Source organism: Desulfotomaculum copahuensis (assembly GCF_001655685.1).
GTDB lineage: Bacteria > Bacillota > Desulfotomaculia > Desulfotomaculales > Desulfovirgulaceae > Desulfotomaculum_G > Desulfotomaculum_G copahuensis.
Genome location: NZ_LYVF01000164.1, coordinates 123,270 through 134,478 on the forward strand (window position 1 = coordinate 123,270; position 11,209 = coordinate 134,478).

9 protein-coding genes are annotated in these 11,209 nt (G+C 57.7%); all 9 read right to left on the reverse strand.

The features are described from left to right. Positions 1 to 154: 154 nt before the first annotated feature. The gene (locus tag A6M21_RS10840; protein WP_066668662.1) at positions 155 to 1,783 is read right to left on the reverse strand and encodes a VanW family protein; all 1,629 of its coding nucleotides are present in this window, start codon (positions 1,781 to 1,783) and stop codon (positions 155 to 157) included. A gap of 133 nt (positions 1,784 to 1,916) precedes the next feature. Then, the gene (locus A6M21_RS10845; RefSeq protein ID WP_066668663.1) at positions 1,917 to 2,219 is read right to left on the reverse strand and encodes a DUF1292 domain-containing protein; all 303 of its coding nucleotides are present in this window, start codon (positions 2,217 to 2,219) and stop codon (positions 1,917 to 1,919) included. A gap of 68 nt (positions 2,220 to 2,287) precedes the next feature. After that, the gene (gene ruvX, locus A6M21_RS10850; RefSeq protein ID WP_066668664.1) at positions 2,288 to 2,713 is read right to left on the reverse strand and encodes a Holliday junction resolvase RuvX; all 426 of its coding nucleotides are present in this window, start codon (positions 2,711 to 2,713) and stop codon (positions 2,288 to 2,290) included. Between the two features lie 12 nt (positions 2,714 to 2,725). Next, complete coding sequence (locus A6M21_RS10855) at positions 2,726 to 3,673, reverse strand: aldo/keto reductase (RefSeq protein ID WP_066668665.1); 948 nt, start codon at positions 3,671 to 3,673, stop codon at positions 2,726 to 2,728. Between the two features lie 17 nt (positions 3,674 to 3,690). Continuing rightward, the gene (locus A6M21_RS10860; RefSeq protein WP_066668707.1) at positions 3,691 to 3,936 is read right to left on the reverse strand and encodes an IreB family regulatory phosphoprotein; all 246 of its coding nucleotides are present in this window, start codon (positions 3,934 to 3,936) and stop codon (positions 3,691 to 3,693) included. 316 nt (positions 3,937 to 4,252) lie between these two features. After that, the gene (alaS, locus tag A6M21_RS10865; RefSeq protein ID WP_066668666.1) at positions 4,253 to 6,889 is read right to left on the reverse strand and encodes an alanine--tRNA ligase; all 2,637 of its coding nucleotides are present in this window, start codon (positions 6,887 to 6,889) and stop codon (positions 4,253 to 4,255) included. 335 nt (positions 6,890 to 7,224) lie between these two features. After that, a complete protein-coding gene (locus tag A6M21_RS10870; RefSeq protein ID WP_201721873.1) occupies positions 7,225 to 8,268 on the reverse strand; it encodes an AI-2E family transporter in 1,044 nt (347 codons plus the stop codon). Positions 8,269 to 8,531: 263 nt separating this feature from the next. Next, positions 8,532 to 8,705: a hypothetical protein gene (locus tag A6M21_RS18940; RefSeq protein ID WP_201721874.1), complete on the reverse strand. Its 174-nt coding sequence runs from the start codon at positions 8,703 to 8,705 to the stop codon at positions 8,532 to 8,534. Positions 8,706 to 8,913: 208 nt separating this feature from the next. Next, positions 8,914 to 10,785 carry a molecular chaperone HtpG gene (htpG, locus tag A6M21_RS10880; RefSeq protein ID WP_066668667.1) on the reverse strand — a complete coding sequence of 624 codons (1,872 nt, stop codon included), beginning with the start codon at positions 10,783 to 10,785 and terminating at the stop codon, positions 8,914 to 8,916. Between the last annotated feature and the right edge of the window lie 424 nt (positions 10,786 to 11,209).

Here is an 11,209-nt window from a genome sequence, read left to right on the forward strand (position 1 = left end):
GTCCGTCCGGACGCTCCATGCCCACCGAAAAAAGACGGTCCCGTCCGGGAGCATACAGTTATAAGCTCCGGTACATCAAAAAAACCCCCGCCCCGCCAAAACAGGAGGTCTTTTGACTTTTTACAACTCCGGCCGTTAACGCCGGAGTAAACTGTCATCGCCCGTAGACCTGACCCGGCACAACCGCGTCATCCCCCGGCCGTCCGGTGGACGCGCCTCCACTGCCGTCCGGCGTCGCTTGTCCGGGCGGTTTTTCGCCGGCGCCGCCCGGCGGCTGACCGGGCGGTGTGCCGCCGGCATTGCCGGAAGTGCCCTGTCCCTGTTGTGTGCCGCCGTCGGGATGCGCCGTTGTTCCACCCGGTCCGTTGTCCCGGCCGCTTCCGGGCGGCGGCTGCTGTTTGGGTGGCGGCGGCACCACCGGGTTGCTGCTTGGTTGGGCGGTGCCCACGGCTACGATCTCCCGTACCGGATCGTACTTGCTTACGGGCAGGGTTTCCACCCGCCGCCGGCCGTTTTCCCAGGTGATCCGCTCGGCAGCGACGGTATACCCCCGGGCGCCTTTTTGCTTGACCACCTGTTCCCCTTTCTTCAAGGCGGGATCCGGCTCCCGGAGCACCCCGGGTTCCTGTACGGAAGTAACATCGGTATGAATTTCCACCGGCACCCGGTAAGCGGTGTTGCCGTAAATTTTAAATGTGATTTCTCCGCCGTTTACTATGGAACGCAGATAAATATAACTTTCCGTATCGTTGCGGAAACGAAAATCGATATAGCCGTAAGACACGGTGGCATCCCGCCCCATCGGCACATAAGCTACCGGCAGGGAATGATTGGTGCGGTCCAGAATCTGCAGGTTGGCCAGAAGCACGGTATTGTAAAGAGTGGTGCTCACCTGGCACACCCCGCCTCCGGGGCCATCAACCAGCTTATTGTTCACAATCACCTTGGCGTTTTTATAGCCCGCCTCGGTGCTGCGCGGCCCGACCACCTTGTTAAAGGAAACTTCCTGCCCCGGCGGCACGAGCAGGCCGTCCAGGGCGGCGGCGGCCACTTTGATATTGTAGGCGCGTTCCGTATAGGAGGAATCAAAGCGGGTGCTGAAGGAAGCCAGCAGCCCCTTCAATCCCATCGCTTCCACCGTCCCGGTGTCAACACGGGGGGGGACCCTGACCAGGGACAGGTTTATCTCCGGCGGCCGGCCCGCCCGCAGGGCCGCCATCAGATCCTGGCAGGCACGCTTTTTGTCTATCTCCATGCCCGCCCGGCCGGGGATAATCTCAATGCTGTCATCGGCACGCACCCGGAAGGCCGCATCGCGGGGCGGCGTGCCGGTTAATTCCTTGCCCAGCGCATCAAGTTGCCCGTAAAATTTATCCCGGTTCAAATAAAAAACCAGCGGTACGTCGAACCCGTCGCGAACGATCTGCCGCCGCCGCGCCCAGCGCTCCCACCAGGGCACATCCCGCCCGGCCTTCAGGGCGGCGTCCATGATTGCGTTCTTATCCAGACGCAGATCTATCTTTTGCGGGGCCAGCTGCCAGTCCCGTTTCCGGTAAATCATCCGCACCGAACTGCCGGTGATCCTGTTTTCAAACGCTGACAATGCCTGCATACCCTGCTCCCGGGTGAGGCCCTGTAAATTCACCCCGGGCAACTGTACCCCTTCCAGCACCCGTTCCTGACCGCGGGCGGCATAGGCATAGGCAAAGCCAAGCACCAGCAGCGCGCCGGCCAGCAGGCCGGCCGCCAGCCACCGGAACGGCCGCCGGGAAACAGCCTTCAAAACAACCCCTCCTTAAATACTTTAGACGCCGGACAGGGCCGTAAAGTTCCGGCACATGAAACAATCCGAAAATAAAAAAGCTGGATGCCAACAGGAATGTCCTGCCCACCAGCTTTAATTCCAATTTCTTTAATCAGGACTCCTCCTGCGTAACCATTTCCTCCCAGGCATCGGCAACTTTTTCCCACTCTTCGTCATCCTCAATATCCACCAGGATTTCGTTGCCTTCTTCGTCCTGCTCGAACTTGAGGATAATGGCCTCTCCCTCCGCCTCCTCATCACCGTCTTCAACCGGCAGCAGGATGGCGTATCTTTCCTCCTCCACCTCAATTATGTCGATTACGGCAAAGTCGGTTTCCCGGCCGTCTTCGTCCACCAGGGTGATCACTTCATCCTGCTCGTGTTCATGTTCATGCTCATTTTCATTTTCGGACACACACAGCACCTCTTTTTTGCAATATGTTGCTATTTTATCCCAATAACCAGCGTTTGTCAAATACCGGCTCAATTTTTTTTACGGGCGGCCGCCTCGAGAAATCCCTGCAAAATGATCACCGCCGCCATTTTGTCAATCACCTGTTTACGCCTGCTCCGGCTGACATCCGCGGATATGAGCAGCTTCTCCGCTGCCACGGTGCTCAGGCGCTCGTCCCATGTTTGCACCGGCAACCCCAGACGGGATCGTAACAATTTTACAAAAGCAAGTACCTTTTCCCCCTGGGGACCCAGCGTACCATTCATGTTGTGCGGCAGGCCCACCACTATCCGCTCCACCCCGTATTGCCGGACCAAAGCCGCCAGGCGCTCCATCTCCCGGCCGGCATCCCCGTCCCGCCGGATCACCTCCAGTCCCTGGGCCGTCCAACCGAGCGGATCGCTCACCGCCACCCCGATCGTTTTATCACCCACATCCAAACCCATCACGCGCATGAGATAATCCTTTCAAATCACTTTGATGCAAAATTCCGGACAAACCGCTGCGCAATAGCCACACAGCCGGCAGCGGGAAACATCGACCACCGCCCGGTTCTCCCGCAAGATCAGGGCGCCGGCGGTGCACCGCTCCACACACCGGCCGCAACCGCGGCACCATTCTTCGATCAAAAGCCGCCGGTCAATCCGTCCCACCGCCGCGCGTAACCTGCCGGGCACCGGCCGGCCGCCGAAAACAGCCACGTTGAAATCAACCTCGGCGTCCGACTGCATGCCCACCGCCACCGCGGCCAGCTCATCAATACCCAGCACATAATTGAAGGCATCATCAACCGTGCTGATCAGGTGTCCGCCTCCCAGCGCTTTCATGCCATACAATCCCTTGCCCAACAGAGCCGCCTCTTTGATAGCATCCAGCATATCATCGCGTGTACCGTCCTGAATGCCCACCCCGGCCAGGTTGATCAACGGATGAATGACGTCAAATTCGGGAGTCAACGCCGCCGCCCGTACGGCCGGCACCGTGTGCGTGGAAATGCCGATCGCCCGCACCCGGCCGGCTTTTTTCGCCTCCACCAAATATTCCACCGCTTCCCAATGGCCGCGGATGGTCAATGCCGACTCCTGCTCGTGCAACAAAAAAAGATCGATGTAATCACGGCCCAGTTCCTGCAGTGCCCGCTCCACACTCTGCCGCATCCCTTCCCGGGTATAGGCGTAGGACTTGGAGGTGATCACCACCTCCTGTTCCATTCCCCGGATGGCTTCCCTGATATAGGGGTAGGTCTGGTAATACTCCGCCGTGTCGATAAAGTTGACTCCCGCTTCCAACGCCCGCCGGATCACCGTCGCCCCCCGCCGGACCGGCAGGCTGGCCTGCAGGGGACCAATTGTCAGCGCACCAAAACAAAGACGGGAAACCTTTATGCCTGTTTTGCCCAGCATCCGGTATTGCAAGAGAGCTTCACCCACGTTTAAACGCTATTCTGCTGATATTTGTCCAGATATGTCTTGACCAGTTCCTCCAGCAACTCATCCCGCTCCAGCCGGCGGATCATGCTGCGGGCATTGTTATGGCTGGTGATATAGGCCGGGTCACCGGACAACAGATAGCCCACCATCTGATTAATCGGGTTATAGCCTCTCTCCTTCAACGCGGCGTACACCGAAAGCAGGATTTCCCTGGCCTGGTTGATCTCTTCCGCCTGTACTTTGAACATTACGGTTTGTTCGGAAACGTCTCCTGTCACGGCACGAGACCCCCCCTCTTTACAATATAACCCCGTTGCAGATCTATATTCGTGATTGCTTATCATTTTCCTCTATTGGCAAAATAGTGCCGGCAGAAAAAGCGGGGTCTCCCCCCGCTTTCCGGCCCTCCGGCCAAAGCTCAAAAACAGCGCTGCTTTCGGGACAACCGGCCCCGCCCGCCGCCGGACGGATTTGGATTTCCGCACAGCAGCACTTGCAACATATTCCCGCCATCATGATTCCGTACCGGGCACAACACACCCGGTACGGCGCGGCCGGGGGTCGTCAACCCCTCAACTGGCCGGCGGCCACCTCATAAGCCCGTTCCAAGGCCTCCTGCAGGCGGGACGGGTCCTTGCCCCCGGCCTGGGCCATATCCGGCCGGCCACCCCCGCCGCCGCCCACAATGGCGGCCACTTCCTTGATCAGCTTGCCGGCATGCAGACCGCGGGGTACCAGATCCCGGGTCACGGCAGCTACCAGGTTCACCCGTTCACCGACCGGACTGCCCAGCAGGATTACCGCCGAGCCCAAACGGTCACGTAGCAGGTCCACCATCGCCCGCAGGCTGTCCATATCCGGTGCGGTGGCCCGGGCGGCCAAAAACTTGGCCCCGTCCAAATCGCGTGACTGCCCGAGCAGGTTCTGCACCTCGTAACGGGCCACCCGCGCCTGCAAGTTCTCCGTTTCATGTTCCAGTTCACGCAATTCTTTGACCAGATCCGCCACCCGGTGCACCACCTCGGCCGGCGTTGCCTTGACCAGTTGGCCGATTTCCTCCAACTGCTCCTCTTTGGCCCGGATGTAGCGCAGCGCGCCAGTCCCGGTAACCGCCTCCACCCGGCGCAGGCCGGAGCCGACGCTGCTCTCATTAATGAGTTTGCACAATCCGATTTCAGCCGTGTTCCGTACATGGGTGCCGCCGCACAACTCCAGGCTGAAGTCACCCATCCGCACCAGACGCACCCGCTCGCCGTACTTTTCACCGAACAGCGCCGCCGCCCCCAGAGTTTTGGCCTCATCCGGCGTGGTGATGGTGGTGGATACCGGCAGGGCGGCCAGCACGGCCTCGTTGACGACCTGCTCCACGCGGCGCAGGTCGTCACGCGTCAGTGACGCGTAATGAGTAAAATCAAAACGCAAGTGATCCGGCCCGACCAGTGAACCGGCCTGATTGACATGCCCGCCCAGCACTTCCTTCAGCGCTTTGTGCAGCAGGTGTGTGGCCGAATGGTTGCGTGCCGTATCCCGGCGCCGGCCGGTGTCCACCTGCACCAGCACGTGGTCGTTTACCTTCAGTATACCGTTGACCACTTTGCCCCGGTGCAGGAACAATCCCTCCACCGGCCGCTGCACATCGTAAATCTCCACAGCCAGTTCCGGCGCGCTCAACCGGCCGTGATCGGCCGTCTGACCGCCCGATTCGGCGTAACAGGGGGTCACGTCCAGGACAAATTCCACTTCCTCACCGGCCGCCGCCCGGTCCACCTTCCGGCCGTCCTTGATCAAGGCCAGCACCCGGCTTTCGGTTTCCAGAGCATCATAACCGGCAAATGCGGTCTCCCCAAACTGCTCCCGCACGGACTTGTACAGCACACCGGCTTCGGACAGGTACTCGGTTTCCTGGCGGGCGCTGCGCGCCCGCTCACGCTGCTCCTCCATGGCCGCGGTGAATCCTTCCTCATCCACCGTCAGTCCGTCCTCGCCGGCTATTTCTTTGGTCAGTTCGAGCGGAAAACCGTAAGTATCATAAAGGCGGAAGGCTTCCGCGCCGGCAATTTCCGTCCGCCCGGCCGCCCGGGCTTCGTTGATCAAACGGTTCAACATTTCGGTGCCCTGGGCCAGGGTCTCACCGAAACGTTCCTCTTCGCCGCGGATGACATTGAGTATGTGTTCCCGGTTGGCCGGCAGTTCCGGATAGGCTTCAGCCATCTGTTCAATAATCGCCCCGGCCACCCGGTGCAGGAAAGGCCCGTTCATCCCCAGCAGGCGTCCGAAACGCACCGCCCGGCGCAACAGACGCCGCAGCACGTAACCACGCCCCTCGTTGGACGGCAGGGCGCCGTCGGAAACAGCAAAAGTCACCGCCCGGCAGTGGTCGGCAATCACCTTCAAGGCCAGGTCGGTTTTTGAATCAGCACCATATTCGGTCCCCGTCAGAACGGCGGTGAAGTCCATGATTTCCCGGAACAGATCGGTGTCAAAATTGCTGGCCACTCCCTGCAGCACCGAAGCCACCCGCTCCAGGCCCATCCCGGTGTCGATGCCCTTGCTGGCCAGCGGCGTGTAATTGCCGGCCTCGTCACGGAAAAACTGTATGAACACCAGGTTCCAAATCTCCAGGTAACGGTCGCAATCGCAGCCCACCGCACAATCCGGCGAGCCGCAACCCCTTTCTTCACCAAGGTCGATATAAATTTCGGAACAGGGGCCGCACGGACCGACCCCGATCTCCCAGTAGTTGGTGTCCTTGCCCATGCGCACAATGCGTTCCCTGGGCACGCCGACCACCCGGTGCCAGATGTCGTGGGCCTCATCATCGTCCAGATAGATGGTGATCCAAAGCTTGTCCGCCGGCAGGCCGAGCACCCGGGTGGTAAATTCCCATGCCCACGGGATGGCCTTTTCCTTAAAATAGTCGCCAAAGGAAAAATTGCCGAGCATCTCAAAGAATGTGTGGTGACGGGCGGTATGGCCCACCGACTCGATATCCGGTGTGCGCAGGCATTTCTGGCAGGTGGTCACCCGCAGCACGTCCGGTTTGGCCGTACCGGTGAAATACGGTTTGAAAGGCACCATCCCGGCTGCCGTCCACAGGATGCTCGGGTCGTTGGCGGGAATCAACGAAGCGCTGGGTAGAATACGGTGTCCCCGTTCCTCGAAAAATTTGAGGAACTTCTCCCTGATCTCTTTGCCGGTCAACTGATTTACCCCCTATTTTCAGGTAGAAAGAAAAATTGCCCCGCTCACCCCGGGGACAAAAATCCCGTCCTTTTTCGCTGTAATTATACAAAATATGCCTTGATGGTGTCAAGGGACGGAGTTTGATTGCATCCTTGATTATACCCGCGCTAACCGGGGGAAATAACCGGGACTCCTTCCGGGACGGCTCCCAAACGCCCTTGCTGGCGGGAGCTGAAAAAAACAGGCTCAGCATGCCAGTTCGGTCCGCTACCGGCATGGACTGTTCGCTACCGGCATGGACTGTTCATCACAGTTCAGCGCGGTTGGTGTCCGGTAGCAGAATCTTACCCGGCTCACCGGACGGGAAAGAGCCGCCTGCCTGCGAAGGCAATCAAGATGCGAAAAACGGCGGCCACGGGCACCGCCAGCAGCATACCCGCCAGGCCGTATAGCTCGCCGCCGGCCAGCAGGGCCAGGATAACCGCCAGCGGGTGCAAGCCCACCCGGTTGCCCAGAATGCGGGGCGAAATCAGGTTCCCCTCCAGCTGGTGGATAACAAAAACCGCCAGCACCACCTTGAAGGCCAGCCACTTGGAACGCAGAAGAGCCAGGGCTAGAGCGGGCACCGCCCCAATCACCGGACCGAAATAGGGGATCAGTTCCGTCAGGCCGGCGAAAATCCCCAGCATGAGGGCGAATTCCAACCCCAAAAGGGCCATGGTCATCCCGCTCAGAGTACCCACAATCAGACAAACAAGTAAATAACCACGGACAAAGTTATGCAGCACCTGGTTGATCTCCCCGGACAGCTCAAGCATGTCATCGCGCCATGGAGCGGGGATTATGTCAAGCAGTTTTTCCTTGAACCGGGAGCCGTCTTTGAGCAGGTAAAATGCAAGCACCGGGGCGAGGAATATATCGAACAATGAACTGGCCAAACCGATTAAACCGGCCACCAGCCGGTTGACCATTTGCAAAAGCGCCTCCTCACCCCAGCGCAACCGGGCATCCAGGATGCGCTTCATCCCCGGTGGCAGGCCGGACCGGGTGTAGTGATCCTGAATGGATGTGATCAATCCTTCCACCTGCCCGGCATATACCGGGATGCTGTCCAGTAAGTGGTTGAGCTGACCGACCATTCGGGGCAAACCGTACAGGGCCAGGCTGCCGGCTACAATGAGCAGGGCCAGGTAAACCAGCAGGATGGCCGGCACCGGCGGCGTCCCCCGCCTCTGCAGGGCAACCACCACGGGGTGCAAGAGATAGGCCAGCACGGCGGCCATGATGAAAGAGGGGATCAAACCGCGCAGCAAGTGAATTAAACAGGCTATCCCCAGCGCCAGCAGGACCAGGAATATTATACGGAACAAGCGCACGCCTTTTTCAGTCGTCCGCAAAATGATCACCACCAAAGGGAAAAGTGGGGGTTCCTCCCCACTTTACCTGTTTCCAATCATATCCCCAACTGATTTGGTTACCCCTTTGATTATCCGGCGCGTCCGTGAATCCGGCCGCCCGGAGTCGTGTATTTCCCAAAACCGCCGCTGCCTCTGCTGTTTTTGCGGCGTGAGCAGCATTCCCAACAGCGCACCCAGCAAACCGCCGGCAACAATACCACGCCAGAATCCCATGCGCACCGCATCCACCCCTTTGACGCTTATTAAAGGAGAAACTCGTTATGCGGGTCAAAGGCCACCAGGCTGCCGTCCTCGGCTACATCGTAAATCTGCACGCCTTCCTTGTTGATCCGGTATTCCACGCAACAATCCCAGCAATAGTACTGGTCCACGCCCACTTTACCGGTGGCACGGCCACCGCATACCGGGCAGTTCACGCTTGTCGCCTCCTGAAAAAAACCTCTAGCGGAATTATGCCCGCAGGAGGTAAAAAAAATACGTTACCTGAATTTAACATTAAATGGTGACATCCCGGGCGCCCGGCCAAATTAATTTTTGCCGCCCAACCGGTGACCTGCGGTTATTCAGCCAATGCTCATGAATGCACTCGCGTTTACCCCGGTAGTACCTGCTGGTAACCCGCGGTTATTCTACCAGTGCCCGTTCCAAAATCCGGTACATGCGGTCCACCATGCCCCGGGGATCGGTAACCAGCCCCGCCGCTATTACGGCATTGTCATAAATCTGCTCCACCGCCAGTTTGGCGAATTCTTCGTCTTTTACGCGCAGTGCCGCCAACCCTTTGATCAGCTTGTGCCGGGAATTGATCTCCAGCGCCTTGCTATAGATATTGCCCATGTCCTTGTTCACCGCCTGCATAAGCCGCTGCATACTGCTGGTCATGCCGCCATTCAAATTGATCAGCATGGCCGGACTGTCCAGCAGCCTTTTGGATGCGCGCACTTCACTCACCCTGCCGTTAAGCGTCTGTTTTATCCAGGCGGTCAGGTTTTGCAACTCCTGGCCGTCAAGTCCCCCGCTGTCATGCTGTTCCTTGTCTTCCAACTCCGGCAGCTCCACGTCGGCCTGGTCAGCGGATACAAATTTTTTACCTTTATACTCGCCGAGTCTGGTCAGCACAAAATCATCAACCGGCTCATGGGTGTAAATAACTTCCAGGTCGCGCGCACGGAAAGCCTCCAGGTAAGGCCCGGCCTCGATCATTTCCCGGGTCGGACCGTTGATGAAATAAATGCTGTTCTGGTTTTCCTTCATCCGCTCCACGTAATTATTGAGGGAAATTAATTCGCCCGTTTCGGACCTGGAAGATTCAAACCGCAGCAGCGGGGCAAGATCCTTGCTGTGGGCATAGTCCGAGGCAGCGCCCTCCTTCAAGAAAATCCCGAACTTGTTCCAGAATTCGCCATACTTGCCGGGATCGCTTTTGGCCTGATCATCCAAAAACTTGAGAAAACGGCCGGTGATCACTTTTTGCAGCCTGGCCACCAGCGTGCTGTCCTGCATGGTTTCTCTGGATATGTTGATCGGGATATCCTCGCTGTCCACCACTCCCTTTAGAAAGCGCAGCCAATCGGGCAGCAGCCATTCCGCCTTTTGCTGGATCAACACCTTGCGGCAGTATAAAGACACGCCCGGTTCCATTTTTCCGAAACCGAAACGCTCCAGGTTTTCCCCCGGTACATACAGTAATGCATTTATCGCCAACGGTGCATCGGCGGAAAAATGCAGCCGGTAGAGTGCATCATCATATGTGTTTGAGATAAACTTATAGAATCCGGCGTACTCCTCTTCCTTGATCTCGTTTTTGTTGCGCACCCAAATGGCCTGCTGCGTGTTGATCCTTTCCCCGCCCAGGATAATGGGAAAGGGCACGAAATTGGAATAGCGCTTGATAATACGCTTAATGTTGTCTGCGGAAGCAAATTTTTCCGCATCATCCTTTAATTCCAGGATAATCCTGGTGCCCCGCTGCAGGCCCTCCGCGGGACCGACGGAATAACTGCCGGCCCCGTCCGAAATCCACTCACACCCCTGCTCCCCGGAGTGGTAAGAGCGCGACAGTACCCGTACCTTTTTGGCCACCATGAAGGCCGAATAAAACCCCACTCCAAACTGGCCGATCAGGTTCAGGTCCTTCCGGTCCGTTTCCGCCAGGTGCCGGAGAAACGATTTGGACCCGGAATGGGCAATGGTACCCAGGTTTTTTACAAGCTCCTCCCTGGTCATTCCGATTCCGGTGTCGCTGATGGTGAGGGTCTTGTCCCCGCCGTTCACTTCAACGGTAATTTCCAGCGGCAGCTCCGGGCCGGCAATATCCTCGCCGGCAATGCTTTTATACCTTATTTTCTCCAGGGCATCGGCCGCGTTTGAAACCAATTCACGCAAAAAAATTTCCCGGTCGGTATAAAGGGAATTAATAACAATGTCCAATAATTGCTTAACCTCAGCCTGAAATTCCATGGTTTCCCTTTTTAATTCACTTTTTCCTTCAATCATGACAAAACCATCCTTATACAGGGATTAAGATCTCAGCCGGCGACTATGCCGTTTTGCGCCTTCTGGAAAAGGCTATTGGCACTCACCGACGCTGATTGCCAATACCATGCTACAAAAAAAATGCCTGACAAGCAAGTAGACGGGGAAAATAAAATATGGGATTTTTTTCTCCACAGTAAGGATTATCTTCGGCCTACGCAAACTGGGATGGAATCATGAACTTGCCCTGTCACTGATTGGTGTTTAACGTGACTTTGCCGGAGACCTGGGATACGCTGGCATTTTAATGGTACCTTGTCGATTCTCAAATACATTTAAGTGGGTAGAAGGCGCCCCTCACGAGGCGCCAGCCCCCGTTGTCACCGGACGTGCAGTTTTCCCGCATCCGGCGGCCCCAATGCTAACCCTTAGCAGGGAGACTCAA